Genomic DNA, 19008 nt, shown 5'->3' on the forward strand with positions numbered 1-19008 from the left:
TGTAAAATTATTGTGAAGGGCGATTGCGGATGGTCGTGTTGATGTCATGAATATGCAACGGTGCATTGAATTATATTAGTATATTTTTGTTAAAATCGATAATAGTGACATACTATTAATCAATTGTGTTATAATAAATTTTGTAATCGCCCTCAAAAACAAAAGGGGTATCGGTGGAATCATTTCGAGCGCTCGCTCGATGCTCTTTTACAACTATTCATGGATAGGGATGGTAAACATGGGCAACAAACAAGGAAAAACGGATGTCATTTTAATCGGCGCTGGCATTATGAGCGCGACGTTGGGGACGCTCTTGAAGGAATTGGCGCCAGAGTGGGACATTGTCGTCTTTGAAAGACTGGAAGAGGCAGGAGCGGAAAGCTCCAACGAGTGGAACAACGCCGGGACGGGGCATGCGGCGCTTTGCGAGCTGAACTATACCGTTGAGAAGTCCGATGGGTCGATTGACATCGGCAAAGCGATTAAAATCAATGAGCAGTTTTACGTCTCTTTGCAGTTTTGGGCTTATTTAGTCAACAGCGGTATTCTTCGTGACCCGAAAGATTTCGTCCGTCCGCTGCCGCATATGAGCTTTGTGCAAGGGGAAGACAATGTGGCGTTTTTGAAAAAGCGGCATGAAACGATGGCGGCCAATCCGCTGTTTAAAGGGATGGAGTTCACAGATGATCCGAAAAAGTTGGCCGAATGGGTGCCGCTCATGATGGAAGGGCGGGTGGTGGACGAGCCGATCGCGGCGACCCGCATCGAATCGGGGACGGACGTGAACTTCGGGGCGTTGACGCGCCAACTGTTTGAACATTTGAAACGGAAGAACGTGGAGATCCGCTACCGCCATCATGTCGAGGATATCAAACGGACAAGCGATGGCTTATGGGAGTTGAAGGTGCGGAATTTGGACACGGGCACGGTGGAGCTTCATGCGGCCAAGTTCGTCTTCATCGGCGCCGGGGGAGGCAGCCTCCATTTGTTGCAAAAATCCGGCATTCCCGAAGGAAAGGGGATTGGCGGTTTCCCGGTGAGCGGGTTGTTTATGGTGTGCAACAATCCGGAAGTGGTGGAAAAGCACCATGCGAAAGTGTACGGCAAAGCGAAAGTCGGCGCGCCGCCGATGTCGGTGCCGCATTTGGACACGCGGTTCATCGACAATCAAAAGATGCTGCTGTTTGGGCCATTTGCCGGGTTTTCGCCGAAGTTTTTGAAAAACGGCTCGATGCTCGACTTGTTCACCTCGATCAAGCCGCATAACGTCTTGACGATCTTGGCGGCGGGCGTGAAAAATATGTCCTTGACCAACTATTTAATCCAGCAAGTGCTGTTGTCGAAAGAACAGCGCATGCAAGAGCTGCGGGAATTCGTCCCGACGGCAAAAAGCGACGAGTGGGACATCGTCGTGGCGGGTCAGCGCGTGCAAGTGATCAAAGACACGGAAGCTGGCGGCAAAGGAACGCTGCAGTTTGGCACGGAAGTCGTCCATGCGGCTGATGGTTCGATCGCGGCGTTGCTCGGCGCGTCGCCAGGGGCATCGACGGCGGTTCATGTCATGCTTGAAGTGATGGAGAAGTGCTTCCCAGAACGGATGAACGAATGGCGGGCGAAAGTGAAAGAGATGATTCCGTCTTACGGCGAGTCGTTGATGAAAAACGAAGCGCTGTTGCGGCAAGTGCAAGCATCCACAGCCGAAGCGCTCGGATTGAACGGCCACTTTGCGATGCAGTTGGCGTAGGCCATAGGTCTTAGCAATGGAAAGGAAAGCCGAGAGCCCGTTGCTTAGAAGGAGCAGCCGCCTGGAAATGAAGGGCGGCTGTTTTTCTATTTCGTTTGCCGCTTGGTGTCGGAATGAAAGGGGCCTTGCCCTGTGGTTTTCAGATGCACGGCGGGGCGCAATCAAGTATACTGGAAAACAAAGACGTGAATGGAATAGCAATGGATCATCGAGGCTTGTTGAGACGATCTTGCGCTGCGGCCGCTGTTATCTTCCATGGAGAAGCAGTTGAAGGGGGTGAGGCTATGACGAGATGGGTGTCCTATTCAGAAAAGCGGCAGTTCTTAACAACGTTTTTGCAGCAGCATCGTTTGAAGCATCCCGATGCCCGATTTGTGCTGCAATACTTGCTTCAACACCCCCATTTGCTTGAGAACGTCCATTTTACGGAAACCGAGCAAAAGCAGGCGCGGTGGCTGATCATTTCGACTGCGATGGCGGAAGAGGAAGGGCTCGTCTTTTATCGGCGCGGTCAAAAAAGCACGAGCCTTGCCTCGATTATGGGCGATTTGGCGCTGCATCCGAACGAGACGCTCTATTTGACGCTCCATTTTCCAGGAAAGGCAAGGAATTTTTCGTACCTTCGGCTTATTGATCACCAAGCGTTTGAAAATGTCAGACGGCACGAGCGGCATGAGAAAATGGCGAAGGCGGCCGAGCAAGTGTTGGATGAGGCGCTGAAACGTCATGAACTGTCGGTGTTGAAAATGCAAATTGACCAGGCGCTTGACCGAAAAGATATGGCGTTGTTTCAACAGCTGACGGAACAGTTGAAAAAATACGAAGGACAAAACAGCTAAACGGGCTGCGGGCCTGCATGGGGCAAGCCCGCAGCCGGCGCTGGCCGCTGAACGCGGCAGTTGGGCATCGGGTGGGAGTGCTAGTGTTGCACCGTGCGGCAGCGTCAGGAAAGCGGGATGATGGCCTCGGCGACGTTGTAGTCGAACGAATCAAGTTCGGTCGGGCGGCCGAGCACAAGCTTGGCAAGCTCTGCGCCTAAATATGGCCCGACGGTGAGCCCGGAAGAGCCAAGGCCGTTGGCTGCGTAAAGTCCGGTAAAACCGGGAAGCGACCCGAAGACAGGGAGAAATCCAGGCGTGCGCGGGCGAAACCCGACCCGTGTTTCCACGTAGGTGCACGCCGACAGCCCTGGCGCGACGGCGAGCGCTTTGTCCAGTATTTCGTGGATGCCGCCGGCGGTGGCGCGGACATCCATCCCCGCTTCATCTTCATGGGTCGTTCCGATGATGATTCGCCCTCTAGGGAAGGCGAGCATATACTGATTGTTCGGCGGCATGACGACCGGCCATCGGCCAGTCTCGCCTGCCAACCATTCGAGATGAACGATTTGTCCTTTTTGTGGAGTGACGGCAAACCGAACGCCCAGCGGCTCAAGCAGTTCGCCAGCCCATGCGCCGGCTGTGACGATGACCGCTTCGGCCGTGTATTTCGCTCCATTGACTTCCACGCCGATGACGCGGGAGCCTTCAAACAGGATCTGGGCGTTTCCGCGGATGTAGGCGGCGCCAAGCTTTTGGGCCGCGTTTGTGAGGGCGTCCCGCACCGCCCGGCCGTTCACTCGGGCGGCGCCGCTCACATATAGGGCATGATGCTCACCGCCAAGCGGCGGAAACAGCTCCTTCGCCTCATGGGGATGAAGCCGCACGATCTCTCCCATTTCCGGCGCGTCTTCGCGCCGTTTGCGAGCGCGCTCCTCCATTTGTTCCAGTTTCTGTTCGTCTGTATGCAGGCAAAGCGCCCCGACGCGCGCATAACCGGTGTCCGTTTCCCCGAGCGCTTGCAGTTCTTCGATGAGGGAGGGGTAAAACTTCGCTCCGTTTTTGGCCAATCGGTACCATTTTTGGTTGCGGCGCTGCGACAGCCAAGGGCAGACAATCCCCGCCGCCGCACCGGTCGCCTGCCCTTTGTCGCCGCGGTCGATGATGATCACGTTTGCGCCTTCCTTGGCCAAATGGTAAGCGGTCGAGGCCCCTAAAATGCCGGCTCCGACGATGATGTACTTCATTCATGAACACCTTTTCCTTTTTTCTACTAGCATACCATAGACGGCGCCAATCGGGAACCGGTGTGGGCCGGCCCGAAAGCCGGCAGGCGTCAAAAAGGCGCCCGCGTCAAACGGTGTTCGGCATATTTTTTCCGTAAAAGATCTCATCCATTTCCCTTCTCAGCTTGGCGGTTGTTTCATTCGCTTCTTGTTCGCTCAAATCCTCTTTTGCATAGCCAAACAAGTAGTTGTCCAAGTCAAACTGTTTCAACTTGCATTTTGTGTGAAAAATATTCTCTTGGTAAATGTTTACGTCGATCATATCGTACTTTTCGCGAATGTGCTCCGGGATATAATCTTGAATCGACGTAATGTCATGGTCGATAAACAGCTTGTATCCGTGAATGTCGCGCGTAAATCCGCGCACGCGGTAGTCGATGATCATAATGTCGGCGTCAAATGAATGAATCAAATAGTCGAGCGCTTTGAGCGGCGAAATTTCCCCGCATGTGACGACATCAATATCGGCGCGGAACGTGCTGATTCCGTCATTCGGGTGGTATTCTGGGTATGTATGGACGGTGATATGGCTTTTGTCAAGGGAAAGCACCACCGCCTCCGGCAAAGGGCCGTCATCTTCGGGCACCTCGACGACCGGCCCCTCGGAAACGAGCATCGCCACGCTCGCGCCCTGCGGAACGTAATCTTGTTTGGCGATGTTTAACACATGGGCGCCGATCATGTCGGCGACACGTTTTAAAATATTCGTCAGCCGTTCGGCATTGTACACGTCGTCAATGTATTCGATATACGCCTCCCGCTCCTTCGCCGTTTTCGTATAGCAAATATCGTACATATTGAAGCTGAGCGATTTCGTCAAGTTGTTGAACCCGTGCAGCTTGACGCGCGGTGTTTCGTTCATCGACGGGACCCATCCTTTCGTTTTTTCTTAATTTGTCCCGTTGCTGGCGAAGATAGTAATTTTTCATTTGAAATGGAAGAAAACGGAATATGGGCTTGCCCTAATGGTCTATGGCCATTTCCGGGAAGCGTCCGCTTCAGCTTGCCCGTTTCGCTTGATATTCTTGAATGACCGACCGGACAATGTGAAGGGAGTCCCACTCCTTCGCCGAAAAAAAGACGATCGGATATTTTTTCGGGAAAAGCGTTTCTTGAATTTGTTTCGGCGGCATGCCTTTTTCGTATAAATCGATGATGTTGCCTTGAAGTTCAAGCAAGTAATCGAGTTTTCGCTGCAAGGCCTCGCGCCCGTTTGGGAGATAGCCGGCATGGGCGCAGAAGACGTCGCCGAAATCGTATGTCAACGTGCGTTGCAAGGAGGCGATGATCGCCGGGATGTTTTCCTCGCGCAAGATGACTTTCGTTTTCTCCTGACAGTACAAGTCGCCGCTGAACAATTGCCCCGTTTCGCGGTTCAAAAACGCCACATGATCGATGGAATGACCTGGCGTCGGGATGACGTCCCACGTTGCGCTTCGCGAGGAAAACGTCGTGCCGATCGGCTTGGCGGTGAATGGATCGCGCTTGCCCCAAAACACTTTTCGGTATAGCGGATAGTCCGCCTTTTGCTGGCAATAATGGATCATCAGTTCGTGCATGTAGATGGGCAGGCCCATCTTTCGCTGCAAAAACGCTGCGCAGCCGGTATGGTCTTCGTGATAATGGGTGATGACGACTTGGTCGATGTCTTGTTGTTGGAAAAACGAAGTAAATTCGTTTTCCATCGATTTTGCGCCGGTGTCAATCAGCACCCCATCGATGACAAAGCAGCGGACGGTAAGACGGACGCCTTGAAACATCGCCGTTCCTTTGGCGATGCGCACGTTTTGCACGGTCTCCGTTTCAAACCGCTTTTTGATCACTTTATCGAGCAGCATGGCGAACGGGCCTCCTTATTGGTGTGAGGATGTTGTTACCATTATACCATAACAAAATGAATGATCATTCATTTTTATTGGCGTTTCACACACATCATGTGCTTGATGGGATGGAGAAAAACGATGCTATCGTTAAGCTTACTTCAATCCAGTGTCTGTGAATATCCCCTCTTTTGAAGGGATTGAACGTTTGATCAAAAGGAACGATTCGGAAATATGCAGGGGATGGTTTTGCGCAACTTGTATGATAAAATGATAGAAGATCGTATCGGAATGCGGATGCAATGGATGGACATTTGCGCCGACGCCTCCAATGGAGGACCGTCCATATTTCCGAAAGGTGAGAAGGGGATGTTCATGAAAACCGTTATTCACGCTTTCGTCATTTCGATCATCGTTCATGTCGTGTATTTGGCATCAACCATCGGCATAGGGTATTGGAAAACGAAGCTTTACAAGCCCGATGTGGAGAATGCTTGGGAGAAAGCGGCCATGCTGCAAAATGAAGTGGTGTTTGGCCACACGGGGTCGCCGATTTTGTATTTGGTGTCGTTTGTTGGAGTGGCGGCGGTCGTTGCTTTGGTAATGCATGTGTACCAAATGGTTCGCGGCTGACAAAAGGAAAAAAGCCGGTCCCGAAGGGGAACGAAACGTGTTGGGGCGGCTTTTTCTTTTCGATTTCGTCTTCAAAAGGTGCCTCTCTCCCCTAACCGGAAAAGCGGAAGGGGGCGGCGCGTCAATACGCCGTCCATCCGGCATCGGCGACGATCACAGCGCCGTTTAGAAAACTGGCGTCATCGGAAGCTAAAAACAGGGCGATGTTGGGGATTTCCTCCGGATCCCCTGTGCGAGGGTTGAGGGCGGCGTCTGCCATGGCTATTTCGAATGGAGTTGACGCCGTAATCGTGGCGCTGAATGTTTGTTCGTACTGACCCCCAGGTGCGCCCAGGTGCGATGGCGTTGCAACCTTCAAGCGTTAGCTAAGAGGGGGAAGTGGACCGGCGACGTCATAGAGGCAATGTAGTATAATGGAATGGGGTACTTCCAATCTATTATGAGCCACGAGGGGGACATAGCTGTGATTGTCACGACCACCAATACCATTGAAGGAAAACAAATTGAAGAGTATTTGGGCATCGTAGCGGGAGAAGTCATTTTGGGCGCCAATGTCGTCCGCGATTTTCTCGCCAGCATCACTGACATCATCGGCGGGCGGAGCGGAACGTATGAAAGCAAGCTGGCCGAAGGGCGGGAGATGGCGATCAAGGAGATGGTCAATAAGGCGAAGCATCTTGGCGCTAACGCCGTCATCGGGGTGGATCTTGATTTTGAAACGCTGCGCGATGGCATGATGATGTGCATTGCGACAGGGACGGCGGTGCGGGTGAGATCGTAAGAACAAAAGCAGAGGGTGCTCCGCCCTTTGCTTTTTTCTTTGCTCGTGCATGACGGATGTTCATGGAGCTGGGCAGCTTGAAAGAGGATTGACAGAGGAAAAAAAGAGGGTTATGATTCACATATATGAACAAATGCTCATATGTTAAAATGAGAGGGAACGATGATGAAGGCAGAAGATCATTTGTTTTTAGATGAAAGCGTCGTGGAGGAAGTGTCGAAAATCTTTAAAGCGTTGGCGGATCCGACGCGGATGAAGATGTTGTATTTGTTGTCGCAGGAAGAATGCCATGTAGGCCATATTGCGGAAGTGCTCGGCATGTCGCAGTCGGCCGTTTCCCATCAACTGGCGCTGCTTCGGGCGCTGCGGCTTGTCAAATATCGCCGTGAAGGGAAATCACTGGTGTATTCGTGCGATGACGATCATGTCATTTCGCTGCTGAGGCAGGCGATTGATCACGCTCAACATCCATAAAAGGGAGAGAAGAACGATGCATCATCATGAACACGGCCATTGCGGCCACCATCACGGGCATCATCATGGCTTGGGCAGAGAGGGGAGCCAAAAAGGGTTGGCGGCCGCTCTTGTCATTACCGTTGGGATTATGGTTCTGGAGTTTGTCGGCGGGCTTGTGACGAACAGCCTTGCTCTTCTTTCGGATTCGGGGCATATGCTGAGCGATGCTGCTTCGCTTTTGTTAAGTCTGTTGGCGGTGTGGTTTGCGGCGAGGCCTGCGTCGCCGAAGAGGACATATGGATTTTACCGGTTCGAGATTTTAGCGGCGCTCGTAAACGGGGTTGCGTTGGTGGGGATTGCCGCTTGGATTATTTGGGAAGCGGTCGCGAGGTTTGTGAATCCACCTGCTGTCGCGAGCGGGCCGATGATGGCCATTGCTGTCATAGGGTTGCTGGCTAATTTGGCAAGCGCTTGGGTGTTAATGCGCAAAGGGGATGTCAAAGAGAACGTCAATGTCCGCAGTGCGTATTTGCACGTGATCGGCGATGCGTTAGGCTCGGTCGGGGCGATGGCGGCAGGGCTTGTCATCTGGCTGTTCGATTGGTACGCGGCCGATCCGCTCATTTCCATCGCGGTGGCGGTTTTGATTCTAAAAGGAGCATTTGCCGTAGTCAAGCAGACAGTGCATATTTTAATGGAAGGAACGCCGGCGGCGATTGACCATGCGGAAGTGAAGGCGGCGCTCTCGGGCATTGATGGGGTGATCGATGTCCACGATTTGCATATTTGGACGATCACCTCGGGGCTTGATTCGTTAAGCTGCCATTTGCTCATTGAGGAAGGATGCGATGGACAGGCGGTTTTGCAGCGGGCGATTGATTTGGTCGAAACGCGCTTTCACATTCGCCATGCGACGATTCAAATTGAAATGCCGCACATCCGCCATGGGGAGATGGAAGTGTGAGGGCGGGTCATCCATGACCACGCCCTTCTGTTATTGGCTGACGCCAGTCCAATTGGTTTGCAAGGCTTCAAGGAAAATGCGCACGTTTTGTTTGTTTTCCATAATCGGTGCATAGATGTAGGAAAACATTCGGTAAAACGGTGGATGGTTCAGGCGAACGATGGACAGGTGGCCGTGCTCGATGTCGCGGGCGACGACGCTGCGCGACAGCAAGGACAGGGCGTTGCCGTTGATCAACGTTTCTTTAATGCCTTGGTTGCTGCTGATGATCATGAGCGATTTGACTTTCAGCCCGTTCGAGCGGATGAAATGGTTGAAATATTCCCTTGTTCCCGACCCGACTTCGCGCGCCACCCATGCTTCGTTTTGCAGCTCGGCGATCGTGACCTCCTCTTTTTGCGCCAGTTCGTGGCGGTTGGAGGCGACGATGACAAGCTCGTCCTGCATGAACGGATGAACGGACAGTTCTTTTTCGTTCGTTTGCCCTTCGATCAAGCCGATGTCGACTTGATATGATTTGACGAGTTCGACAATTTCTTTTGTGTTGCCGATCATGACCTCAAGCTCCAACTCTGGGTAACGTTTTTGGAAATCGGGCAAAAGCGGCGGCAAAATATACTCTCCAATTGTAAAGCTCGCCCCGATTTTCAATTTTCCTTTGACGGAATGATGGTGTTCCAAAATGTCTTGTTTCGTTTGTTCATAAAGCGCCACCATTTGTTTGGCGCGGTCGTATAGGAGCTCGCCGGTCGGCGTCATGCGCAGCCGCTTCGGGGAGCGGATGAACAGTTTCGTTTGAAACTCTTTTTCTAAATTTTTGATGTGCAAGCTGACGCTTGGCTGCGACAAATGGAGAATTTCCGCAGTTTTGGTGAAGTTTTTTACTTCAGCTAAGGTGATGAACGTTTTTAACTCTTCATAGTACATGTCCGCCTCTCCTCCGTCCCCATGATGACCGTACTATTAGAAATACTAATAGTTTTAATAATTTATATTTATTTTACTAATGTTTTGTTTTGCGGTAAAGTGTAAATATGATACCCTCATTAAAGTATACTTGGCTTATAGGAATAATGGAATTTGGCGTTCGTCCTGTCGTTGAGACCGAAACGGCGCCAATCGTTCCATTTTATTTTATATTGTGAGGTGGACACCGTTGCAGCTGCAAGTAACCAACAGTCCGTTTACCCAGGAGCAGATTGAGCTTTTGAATCGTTTGTTGCCGACGTTGACGCCGTCGCAAAAGCTTTGGCTGAGCGGGTATTTGGCTGCTGCCGAGGCGGCGGTCGCCGTTTTGGATGCCGAAGCGCCGGCGCTGTTTGCTGGAAGCAGCAAACCGGTTTCGAAAGAAGTGACGGTATTGTACGGCTCGCAAACCGGCAATGCGCAAAAGTTGGCTGAGAAAGCCGGCAAAGCGCTCAAAGAGCGTGGGTTTGAAGCGAAAGTGTTGTCCATGCTTGATTTTAAGCCGAACGAATTAAAGAAAGTGGAGACGCTGCTCATTGTTGTGAGCACGCATGGGGAAGGCGATCCGCCGGACAATGCGGTATCGTTTTACGAATTTCTCCACAGCAAACGGGCGCCAAAGCTCAACCATCTTCGTTTCTCTGTCTTGGCGCTCGGCGATACGTCGTATGAACATTTTTGCCAGACGGGGAAAGATTTCGACAAACGTCTTGAGGAGCTGGGCGGAACACGGTTTTATCCGCGCGTCGATTGCGATGTCGACTATGAAGAAGCGGCGGCGAAATGGCTTGATGGCGTGCTTGGCGAGTTAAGCAAAGAAGCGAATGCCCATGTTGGGGCCACGCCGCTTTTGTCCGCTGCGGCCACGGCGCCAAAAATGGAACCAGCTGTCGTCTATTCGCGGAAAAACCCGTTCCCGGCCGAGGTGCTTGAAAACATCAACTTAAACGGCCGCGGATCGAACAAGGAAACGCGCCATTTGGAATTGTCGCTCGAGGGATCGGGGTTGAAGTACGAACCGGGCGATGCGCTTGGCATTTTCCCGAAAAATGATCCCGAGCTTGTCGACCTCATCATCCAAGAAATGAAATGGAACCCGGAAGAAACGGTGACGATCGACAAAGATGGGGAAGTGCGGTCGCTGCGTGAAGCGCTCACCTCACATTTTGAAATTACGGTGCTGACGAAAGCGCTGTTGCAAAAGCTGGCGACGCTGTCAAAAAACAGTGAGCTCCAAGCGCTTGTGGCGCCCGGCAATGAAGCCAAATTGAAAGAATACGCCAAAGGCCGTGATTTGTTGGATGCGCTCCGCGATTTCGGCCCATGGGACGCCACTTTGCAGCAACTCATCTCCATCTTGCGGAAAATGCCGCCGCGCCTGTACTCGATCGCGAGCAGCTTAGCGGCCTATCCAGATGAAGTGCACTTGACGATCGGTGCGGTCCGTTATGAGTCGCACGGCCGCCTGCGCAAAGGGGTGTGCTCGACATTCTGCGCCGAACGCGTCCAAATCGGCGATACGTTGCCGGTCTTTGTGCAGCCGAACCCGAACTTTAAGTTGCCGAAGGATCCCGACACGCCGATCATTATGATCGGTCCAGGCACCGGAGTGGCGCCGTTCCGCGCCTTTATGCAAGAGCGCGAGGCCATCGGGGCGAAAGGAAAATCGTGGCTCTTTTTCGGGGACCAACACTTTATGACCGACTTCCTGTATCAAACCGAATGGCTCGCATGGTTGAAAAGCGGTGTGCTGACCAAAATGGATGTCGCCTTCTCTCGCGATACGGAGAAGAAAGTGTATGTGCAGCACCGGATGATTGAACGAAGCAAAGAGCTGTTCGGTTGGCTTGAGGAAGGTGCTGTCGTCTACGTTTGCGGCGACAAGCAACACATGGCGCGCGACGTTCATCAGACGTTGATCGAGATTATCGAAAAAGAGGGCGGCATGAGCCGCGAACAGGCGGAAGCGTATTTGACGGAAATGCAAAAGCAAAAACGGTACCAACGCGACGTCTATTAATCTCTAAAGAAGGAGTGGAATCGGAAATGGCGAAAGTCGTGTTAAAAGCGCCGGACGGACCGCCAAGCGATGTCGAGCGCATTAAACAGGAAAGCCGTTACTTGCGCGGCACGCTTGCCGAAACGATGGAAGACCCGCTCAGCGCGGGCATCCCAGATGATGACAACCGGCTGATGAAGTTTCACGGCAGCTACTTGCAAGACGACCGCGACGTGCGCACCGAACGGCAAAAACAAAAGCTTGAACCGGCCTATCAATTTATGATCCGCGTGCGCACGCCGGGCGGGGTGGCGACGCCCGAACAGTGGCTTGTCATGGATGAACTTGCCCGCAAATACGCGAACGGCACGTTAAAATTAACGACGCGCCAGGCGTTCCAACTGCACGGCGTCTTGAAATGGAACGTGAAAAAAACGATGCAAGCCATTAACAATGCGCTGATGACGACGCTTGCGGCGTGTGGCGACGTCAACCGAAACGTCATGTGCAACCCGAACCCGTACCAGTCGGAAGTGCATGCGGAAGTGTATGAATGGGCGAAGCTGATCAGCGACCATTTGCTGCCGCGGACGAGGGCGTATTACGAAATTTGGCTGGACGACGAGAAAGTGGCGGGGACGCCGGCGGTTGACGGCGAAGAAGAGCCGATTTACGGACCGACGTATTTGCCGCGGAAGTTTAAAATCGGCATCGCCGTTCCGCCGTCGAACGACGTCGATGTGTTCTCGCAAGACATCGGGTTCATCGCCATTGTCGAGGACGGCAAGCTTGCCGGGTTTAATGTCGCCATCGGTGGCGGCATGGGGATGACCCATGGGGACAAAACGACGTATCCGCAACTGGCGAAAGTGATCGGCTTCTGCAAGCCGGATCAAGTCGTGGAAGTGGCGGAGAAAATTATGACCGTTCAGCGTGACTACGGCAACCGCTCATCGCGCAAACACGCCCGCTTCAAATACACGATCGATCGGCTTGGGCTGGAAGCGGTGAAAGAAGAAATTGAGCGCCGCCTCGGCTGGAGGCTCGGCGAAGCGCGCCCGTACCATTTCGAGCATAGCGGCGACCGCTACGGCTGGGTCGAAGGCGTCAATGGGACATGGCATTTCACGCTCTTTGTCGAAGGCGGCCGCGTCAAAGACTACGACGATTACAAGCTGATGACCGGCCTGCGCGAAATCGCGAAAGTCCATACCGGCGATTTCCGGTTGACGCCAAACCAAAACTTGATCATCGCCAATGTCACGAGCGAGAAAAAGCCGGAAATCGAGGCGCTCATCGCCAAATACGGCTTGACCGACGGCCGCCGGTACACCGCCTTGCGCCGCAACGCGCTCGCCTGTGTCGCCTTGCCGACGTGCGGTTTGGCGATGGCGGAAGCGGAGCGGTACTTGCCGAAACTGCTCGATAAAATCGAGGAAATTATCGATGAAAACGGTTTGCGCGACGAAGAAATCACGATCCGCATGACGGGCTGTCCGAACGGCTGCGCCCGCCACGTGCTCGCGGAAATCGCCTTCGTCGGCAAAGCGGTCGGCAAATACAACATGTACCTTGGAGCCGCGTTCAACGGCACGCGCTTAGGCAAACTGTACCGTGAAAACATCGGCGAGGAGGAAATTTTGCGCGAACTGCGCATGCTCCTATCCCGCTATGCGAAAGAGCGGCTTGACGGTGAACACTTCGGCGACTTCGTCATCCGCGCCGGCATCGTCAAAGAAGTGACGGATGGGACGAATTTCCATGATTAAAGTGGTCAGGGTGAAATGGAAACCAGCCTCTCCTTGTTTAGGGGAGGTTGGTTTTTTGTTGCTTTCATGCAATGGCTTCGGTGTTTTGTTCATTGTAGCCGCATTCAATCTATATTAGGTTGTAATAAAGGATTTCCGATCTCCATGTCCTATCTTTATCACTTGAAAAGCTGGCACGGTGACAAAAAGAGCGAACAATGCTATGTAAAAAAGTTGCAACTTATATAATTCACAAAATATTTCAACTATATTATAGTAGTGTTATGAACTTGTATTTTTCAGATCATGACCAGGGGCAAACATTTTTTCCAAGATCGTATGCAGCGATCACGTGAATGGAAAGGGGGAGAAGATATTATGAAGATGGGAACAGAAAAACAAACATACTTGAATTACATCAATGGCGAATGGATTCATTCCTCCACTGGAAAAATCGAAGCCAGCCTTAACCCAGCCAACATCGATGATATCGTCGGCTACGTTCAAGAGTCCGGAGTCGAGGATGTGAACGTTGCGGTTGAGGCGGCGCGAAGGGCGCAGGCGGCATGGCGGAAGCTGTCCGGCCCGAAACGCGGAGAGTATTTGTTCCGCGCGGCTGACGTTCTTGAGAAACGGCTTGACGAGATCGCCGAAACGATGACAAGAGAAATGGGAAAAACGCTCCCGGAAGCAAAAGGGGAAGTGCAGCGGGGAGTCAATATTTTGCGCTACTATGCTGGGGAGGGGATGCGGTCCATCGGCGAGGTCATTCCATCCATGGACAGCGAAGCGTTGATGTTTACCACGCGCGTGCCTCTTGGCGTGGTTGGGGTCATCACGCCGTGGAACTTTCCAGTCGCGATTCCGATTTGGAAAATCGCACCCGCCATCGTCTATGGAAACACGGTGGTGTTTAAGCCGGCGCAGGAAACGGCGGTCACGGCAGCGAAAATCGTGGAATGCTTTGACGAGGCGGGGCTGCCGGCCGGTGTGGTGAATTTGGTGACAGGCAAAGGATCGGTCATCGGCAATGCGATCGCCGAACACCCTCACATTCACGGCATCACCTTCACCGGCTCCAATGAAGTCGGCAAAACGATCGCCCAAAAAGCGGTGGCCCGAGGGGCGAAATACCAGCTGGAAATGGGCGGAAAGAATCCGGTGATCGTGCTCGAGGACGCTGATCTTGATCGCGCCGTCGAAGCAACGATCAGCGGCGGGCTGCGCTCCACGGGACAAAAATGCACGGCGACAAGCCGCGTGTTCGTCCAGCGCGCCGTCTATGATCAATTTAAGGAAAAATTGTTGGCAAAAGTGAAGCAGCTGAACATCGGCAATGGACTCGAGGACGGCGTTTGGATGGGGCCGTGCGCCAGCCGGAAGCAGTTGGAGACGATTCTTTCTTATATCGAAAAAGGGATCGAAGAAGGGGCGACATTGCTTTGCGGCGGCCGCCGCTTGGTCGATGGAGAGCTCGGAAACGGGTTTTATATAGAGCCGACGGTGTTTGAGAACGTATCCCCGAACATGACGATCGCTCGCGAGGAAATTTTCGGGCCGGTGCTCGCCTTAATTAAAGTGGACACGTTTGAAGAAGCGTTAACCTTAGCCAATGACACACCGTTTGGCCTTAGCGCCTCGATTTTCACGCAAAATATCGGCAAGATGCTCGCGTTCATCCAAGACATCGAGGCCGGACTCGTCCGGATTAATGAAGAAAGCGCCGGCGTCGAACTGCAAGCGCCGTTTGGCGGGATGAAGCAGTCCAGCTCCCACTCGCGGGAACAAGGACGGGCGGCCATCGAGTTTTTCACGGCGATTAAAACGGTGTTTGTAAAAGGATAAGAAGTTGAGGAAAGTGCGCTGCCGTTTGGGCAGGGCGCTTTTTTAGCGTGAGGGAATTGGCAAAGGCGATTGTCGGCGAGCAAACGGTTTGCTTACATATAGAGGAAATAGCATGTGCGGGAGGGAGAGCGGCATGAGCCAATCAGGCGAGCAACGCCGGTATACGCTCGGCGAGTTCTTTTCTTTAGCTGGAGACGAGCGGATGGAGCTGTACGAAGGAACGATTGTGTTGATGTCCCCAGCTCCTTATGAGCATGAAGGGGTGGTCGCCAATTTGATTGCCGAGTTTCGCATGGCGTTAAAAGGAAGTCCTTGTCTTGTGTTCGGCAGCAATCTCCAAGTCGTTCTTTTGTTTGAAGATGAACAAAAAGGAACGAAAAATGTAACGGTGTTGCCTGACCTATCCATTATTTGCGATCGAACGAAACTGCGCCAAGGGCGGTGTTACGGCGCTCCCGACCTGGTGGTGGAAGTGTTGTCGCCAAGCACGGCCCGCAACGATCGGCTGCTTAAGCGTCATTATTATGAGAAAGCAGGAGTCCGCGAGTACTGGCTTGTCGATTATCAGCACCAGGTGATGGAAAAATATGTTTGGCAATCGGGGACGTTTCAGCTAGAAGACGTGTACGATGCAGCCAACGGGGCGGCTGCATCGACCACGTTTCCCGAGGTGCGCTTTTCCGTGAAAATCCCCACCACTTGGTGAGTGCGGTATACGCTCCTGATCCGTGAGGGTATACTGAAAATGGCCAAAAAAGGCAATAGGAAAGCAGAGGTGCCCGATTTTAGGCATCTCGTATAACCTGTCTGCCTTTTGGCTAGACTAAATAAGTTGTGGTTGGCGGAACGGCTCTTTGCGGGAGATCATGCAAAAGATGATCACCAACATCCGCCGAGCAATGGCGATGAGGGCTTTTTTCTTCCCGCACCGGGCCGCCAACGACCAAAACTTTCGGGACAAGGGATGCGTCTTGGATCGAGCTGCTGACCATGCCGCCTCGCATAACGCCGATCGGAGATGGGGATTGCCTTTTGTCGTGCGCGTGCTCTTTCGCTTTCCGGCGCTTTCATGGTTGCCGGGGGACAATCCAGTCCATGAAGCCGCCCGTTCCGGCGTTTCAAAGACGCTCATGTCGGTTCCCATCTCGGCTATGATGACGGCGGCGGTTTGTTTTTTCACTCCGGGCATGGTCATCAGCAATTCGACTTCCTCGCGATACGGCTCGAGCAGGCGGTCGATGTGCTGGTCGACTTCTTCGATTAACTGCTCCAATTCCTCAACGTGTTTCCACAAGAGGCGAAGGAGACGGAGCTCGTGTTCGGTCAAGGTGCCGAGCAGCGAATCGTACACCGCTTGCTTTTTCTTTTTGAGCCTTCCGCGCAGGCATTGATCCAACTCGTCCTTGTCCACGTATCCCTTCTCAAGCAGCCGGGCGAGGATGTCTTTTCCGGAAACGCCGAAGAGATCGGAGAGGACCGAGCCGAGTTTGACATTGGAAGACTCGAGCACTTTTTGAATCCGGTTTTTCTCCGAAGTCAGCTGTCCGACCCACTTTTTGCGGAGGCGGGTAAAATCCCGCAATTCGCGAATATCCGCTGGGGGGACGAAACTTTTTTCAACGAGTCCATGGCGGAGCAGCTTGGCGATCCACTCGGCGTCAGAGACATCGGTTTTTCTTCCCGGGACATTTTTGATCCGCTGCGGATTGGCCAGTGTCAAGTCGACATAGCCCTCGAGGAAGGCGAAGACCGGTTTCCAATACACGCCGGTGGATTCCATGGCGACATGGGTAACGCCATGTTCTTCGAGCCACTCAAGCAGGTCGCCAAGTCCCTTCGAGAACGTGGAGAAGGTTTGAATGTCCTTTTGAATGTGTCCATCTTCTTCCCATAGCGCGCAGGCGACGATGGTTTCGGCATGAACATCCAATCCTGCGCAGCGAGGATAGATGACATCCATGATGAAAATCCTCCTTTTCGATGATCGAGTGCGCAAACAGCGAATCCACGGGAGAAATGCGGCAGTTTTCCGTTCGTCGTCACCTTTCCTCTATCACAGGAAAGGGCGGACAATGGGTGGTGCACCCAGTGGATTCAAACACTTTTCCGTACAGGGTCTAAGCCACCATTAAGCATAACGTCCTGTTGAACTGTTTGCGCCTATTCTTCATTATGGGAAGAAAAGGGGGATTTTCATGCCCGGGTGGAGAGCAAAAATTGCTCATGGAACTTTTCCGTGAAGGAGATTTTTACGTTTTTGACGTCGTGAAGAGCGGTGAAGCTGCATACAAAATAACAACAAACACGTTTCGCTCCAGAAGTCTGCTGTTGCTTGGCTGATAGAAACGCTTAGAAATCAAAGACAAAGGGGAGAAATAGCTTTTTTCTTTGTGGAAGGGGGAATGAAAGTGGTGAGTCGTTTCGACAAGCTCGTCAAAGATGCTGATGGACAAGCGCAATGGCTGTTCGCCATTCTTCAGTCCGTCCATGACGGCGTACTAGTGATCGATGACTGTGAGGTTGTGCGCCTTGTCAATCCGGAGTATACACGCATAACAGGTGTGAAGGAAAACGAGATTATAGGTAAACGGCTGCGCGATGTGCGGCCTAACGCCCTTCTCCCAGAAACGTTGAAGGACGGGAAAGTGAGAACCGGGGTGTACCGCAAGGAAGGTTCCAATGAGTATGTCGTTGATATGGCACCGATTGTTGTCCATGGCCAAGTGATTGGAGCGGTATCAGTTTGCAAAGGGCTGACGGAAGTGCACAAATTGACGCAGGAGCTGAAGCGAAACAAAGAAAGATTGAATGAATTGAAAAGGACCGTCTATTCGATTTATCGGGCTACTTATACGTTTGCGCATATCATCGGCCATAATGACAAGATCAAGGAAATGATCCGTATCGCGAAACGGGCGGCAGAGTCGGACTTGCCAGTGTTAATTATGGGGGAAAGTGGAACCGGCAAGGAACTGTTTGCTCAGGCGATTCACCAGGAGGGTCCGCGTGCTGAACATCCATTTGTTCCTGTAAATTGTGCGGCCATTCCTGCCGCTTTGCTGGAAAGCGAATTGTTCGGCTATGTGGAGGGATCGTTTACACATGCGAAAAAAGGAGGGAAAATCGGGCTGTTTGAACTGGCGGACGGGGGAACGATTTTTTTGGACGAAATCGGGGATCTTCCGTATGATTTGCAAGCAAAGCTATTGCGTGTGCTGCAAGAAAAGACAATTCGCAAAGTTGGAGATACACACGAAAGGAGGATTGACGTGCGCATCATTGCCGCAACAAATAAGGATTTGCGCCAGCTTGTAGCAAAGCAGTATTTTCGGGAAGACCTGTTTTATCGCCTTCATGTAATTACGCTTCATCTCCCCCCGCTCCGTGAGCGGAAGGAAGATATCCCTCTTTTGGCTCATTCTATAATACAAGCCTCAGGTGGTGGGGGACAGCGTCCTGTTTGCTCAATCAGCCAGGCTGCAATGGCTTTGTTGCAATCATACGATTGGCCTGGAAATATAAGAGAATTAAAAAACGTGATTGATTATGCCATTTGCATGACTGATGGAATGGAAATTGATCTGCATCATCTTCCCCCATCGATCATGAAAGACCCGGAGGTTTTCCGTTCCTCTACATCGATCCAACCGTTACGAAAGATGCTTGAAGAAACAGAAAAGCGTTTGATTGTCGAAGCGCTTCGTCAGTTTGGCACCGATGTACAAGGGAAGAAACAAGCGGCTAAAGAGCTTGGCGTGTCACTCGCCACGTTGTATAACAAATTGAAAAAGTTAGGGATTTCCGAGGATTTGCCTTCTTCTGCTCCTAACGGATGATAAATATTAGAGGGGAGCTGTGGTGAAGCAAATATTCTTGATTTGTAAGCGCTATCCACTAAACCTTGCCTGTTAAGGTTTTTCTTTTTTGGCAATCAATCGCTCATTGTCT

At 52.3% G+C, this 19008-nt stretch carries 16 protein-coding genes and 1 pseudogene; 11 read left to right on the forward strand and 6 right to left on the reverse strand.

The genetic code is table 11. The features are described from left to right. Window positions 1-229: 229 nt before the first annotated feature. A complete protein-coding gene (locus DI44_RS09460) occupies window positions 230-1744 on the forward strand; it encodes a malate:quinone oxidoreductase (protein WP_197501148.1) in 1515 nt (504 codons plus the stop codon). A gap of 284 nt (window positions 1745-2028) precedes the next feature. Then, window positions 2029-2583 carry a YpiB family protein gene (locus DI44_RS09455; RefSeq protein WP_015374576.1) on the forward strand — a complete coding sequence of 185 codons (555 nt, stop codon included), beginning with the start codon at window positions 2029-2031 and terminating at the stop codon, window positions 2581-2583. A gap of 104 nt (window positions 2584-2687) precedes the next feature. Here the strand turns inward: DI44_RS09455 and DI44_RS09450 are convergent, their stop codons facing one another. The 3 genes from DI44_RS09450 to DI44_RS09440 form a co-directional block, all read right to left on the reverse strand. Further along, entirely contained in the window at window positions 2688-3809 is a 1122-nt protein-coding gene (locus DI44_RS09450) for an FAD-binding oxidoreductase (RefSeq protein ID WP_033025183.1), read from the reverse strand. A gap of 106 nt (window positions 3810-3915) precedes the next feature. Next, complete coding sequence (gene speD / locus DI44_RS09445) at window positions 3916-4710, reverse strand: adenosylmethionine decarboxylase (protein WP_011230896.1); 795 nt, start codon at window positions 4708-4710, stop codon at window positions 3916-3918. Window positions 4711-4846: 136 nt separating this feature from the next. After that, window positions 4847-5686 carry an MBL fold metallo-hydrolase gene (locus DI44_RS09440; protein ID WP_033025184.1) on the reverse strand — a complete coding sequence of 280 codons (840 nt, stop codon included), beginning with the start codon at window positions 5684-5686 and terminating at the stop codon, window positions 4847-4849. Window positions 5687-6043: 357 nt separating this feature from the next. Between DI44_RS09440 and DI44_RS09435 the strand changes: the two genes are divergently transcribed. Further along, window positions 6044-6301 (forward strand): hypothetical protein, encoded by a 258-nt coding sequence (locus DI44_RS09435; protein WP_015374580.1) that lies wholly within the window; start codon window positions 6044-6046, stop codon window positions 6299-6301. A gap of 121 nt (window positions 6302-6422) precedes the next feature. Here the strand turns inward: DI44_RS09435 and DI44_RS17925 are convergent. Beyond that, window positions 6423-6657, reverse strand: a pseudogene (locus tag DI44_RS17925) (SDR family oxidoreductase); the annotation flags it as partial. 107 nt (window positions 6658-6764) lie between these two features. Here DI44_RS17925 and DI44_RS09430 point away from each other — a divergent pair. The 3 genes from DI44_RS09430 to DI44_RS09420 all read left to right on the forward strand — a co-directional run bounded on the left by DI44_RS09430 (window position 6765) and on the right by DI44_RS09420 (window position 8502). Beyond that, the gene (locus DI44_RS09430; RefSeq protein ID WP_033025186.1) at window positions 6765-7082 is read left to right on the forward strand and encodes a YbjQ family protein; all 318 of its coding nucleotides are present in this window, start codon (window positions 6765-6767) and stop codon (window positions 7080-7082) included. 165 nt (window positions 7083-7247) lie between these two features. After that, window positions 7248-7556, forward strand: a complete 309-nt coding sequence (locus tag DI44_RS09425; protein ID WP_025951296.1) for a metalloregulator ArsR/SmtB family transcription factor — start codon at window positions 7248-7250, stop codon at window positions 7554-7556. A gap of 16 nt (window positions 7557-7572) precedes the next feature. Beyond that, a complete protein-coding gene (locus DI44_RS09420) occupies window positions 7573-8502 on the forward strand; it encodes a cation diffusion facilitator family transporter (protein ID WP_033025187.1) in 930 nt (309 codons plus the stop codon). A 30-nt stretch (window positions 8503-8532) separates the two neighbouring features. Here DI44_RS09420 and DI44_RS09415 read toward each other — a convergent pair whose 3' ends face one another. Further along, complete coding sequence (locus DI44_RS09415; RefSeq protein ID WP_033025188.1) at window positions 8533-9429, reverse strand: LysR family transcriptional regulator; 897 nt, start codon at window positions 9427-9429, stop codon at window positions 8533-8535. A 229-nt stretch (window positions 9430-9658) separates the two neighbouring features. Between DI44_RS09415 and DI44_RS09410 the strand changes: the two genes are divergently transcribed. The 4 genes from DI44_RS09410 to DI44_RS09395 all read left to right on the forward strand — a co-directional run bounded on the left by DI44_RS09410 (window position 9659) and on the right by DI44_RS09395 (window position 15766). Beyond that, window positions 9659-11488: an assimilatory sulfite reductase (NADPH) flavoprotein subunit gene (locus DI44_RS09410; RefSeq protein ID WP_033025190.1), complete on the forward strand. Its 1830-nt coding sequence runs from the start codon at window positions 9659-9661 to the stop codon at window positions 11486-11488. A 26-nt stretch (window positions 11489-11514) separates the two neighbouring features. Then, a complete protein-coding gene (cysI, locus tag DI44_RS09405; RefSeq protein ID WP_033025191.1) occupies window positions 11515-13236 on the forward strand; it encodes an assimilatory sulfite reductase (NADPH) hemoprotein subunit in 1722 nt (573 codons plus the stop codon). Window positions 13237-13593: 357 nt separating this feature from the next. Continuing rightward, complete coding sequence (gene gucD, locus DI44_RS09400; protein WP_033025192.1) at window positions 13594-15060, forward strand: alpha-ketoglutaric semialdehyde dehydrogenase GucD; 1467 nt, start codon at window positions 13594-13596, stop codon at window positions 15058-15060. 133 nt (window positions 15061-15193) lie between these two features. Continuing rightward, window positions 15194-15766, forward strand: coding sequence for a Uma2 family endonuclease (locus tag DI44_RS09395; protein WP_033025193.1), 573 nt, complete (start codon window positions 15194-15196; stop codon window positions 15764-15766). A gap of 117 nt (window positions 15767-15883) precedes the next feature. Here DI44_RS09395 and DI44_RS09390 read toward each other — a convergent pair whose 3' ends face one another. Next, complete coding sequence (locus tag DI44_RS09390; protein WP_033025194.1) at window positions 15884-17020, reverse strand: IS110-like element ISGka2 family transposase; 1137 nt, start codon at window positions 17018-17020, stop codon at window positions 15884-15886. A gap of 451 nt (window positions 17021-17471) precedes the next feature. On the opposite strand from DI44_RS09390, the gene DI44_RS09385 reads away from it, so the two are divergent. Continuing rightward, entirely contained in the window at window positions 17472-18896 is a 1425-nt protein-coding gene (locus DI44_RS09385; protein ID WP_223810900.1) for a sigma 54-interacting transcriptional regulator, read from the forward strand. The last annotated feature ends 112 nt before the right edge of the window (window positions 18897-19008 follow it).

Origin of the sequence: Geobacillus sp. CAMR5420, from assembly GCF_000691465.1 — a bacterium.
Lineage (GTDB): Bacteria > Bacillota > Bacilli > Bacillales > Anoxybacillaceae > Geobacillus > Geobacillus thermoleovorans.

Bases quoted from the DNA above. Each gene is read 5' to 3' on its own strand.
- DI44_RS09460 (WP_197501148.1), top strand. From the start codon at position 230: ATGGTAAACATGGGCAACAAACAAGGAAAAACGGATGTCATTTTAATC.
- DI44_RS09455 (WP_015374576.1), top strand. From the start codon at position 2,029: ATGACGAGATGGGTGTCCTATTCAGAAAAGCGGCAGTTCTTAACAACG.
- DI44_RS09450 (WP_033025183.1), bottom strand. From the start codon at position 3,809: ATGAAGTACATCATCGTCGGAGCCGGCATTTTAGGGGCCTCGACCGCT.
- speD (WP_011230896.1), bottom strand. From the start codon at position 4,710: ATGAACGAAACACCGCGCGTCAAGCTGCACGGGTTCAACAACTTGACG.
- DI44_RS09440 (WP_033025184.1), bottom strand. From the start codon at position 5,686: ATGCTGCTCGATAAAGTGATCAAAAAGCGGTTTGAAACGGAGACCGTG.
- DI44_RS09435 (WP_015374580.1), top strand. From the start codon at position 6,044: ATGAAAACCGTTATTCACGCTTTCGTCATTTCGATCATCGTTCATGTC.
- DI44_RS09425 (WP_025951296.1), top strand. From the start codon at position 7,248: ATGAAGGCAGAAGATCATTTGTTTTTAGATGAAAGCGTCGTGGAGGAA.
- DI44_RS09420 (WP_033025187.1), top strand. From the start codon at position 7,573: ATGCATCATCATGAACACGGCCATTGCGGCCACCATCACGGGCATCAT.
- DI44_RS09415 (WP_033025188.1), bottom strand. From the start codon at position 9,429: ATGTACTATGAAGAGTTAAAAACGTTCATCACCTTAGCTGAAGTAAAA.
- cysI (WP_033025191.1), top strand. From the start codon at position 11,515: ATGGCGAAAGTCGTGTTAAAAGCGCCGGACGGACCGCCAAGCGATGTC.
- gucD (WP_033025192.1), top strand. From the start codon at position 13,594: ATGAAGATGGGAACAGAAAAACAAACATACTTGAATTACATCAATGGC.
- DI44_RS09395 (WP_033025193.1), top strand. From the start codon at position 15,194: ATGAGCCAATCAGGCGAGCAACGCCGGTATACGCTCGGCGAGTTCTTT.
- DI44_RS09390 (WP_033025194.1), bottom strand. From the start codon at position 17,020: ATGGATGTCATCTATCCTCGCTGCGCAGGATTGGATGTTCATGCCGAA.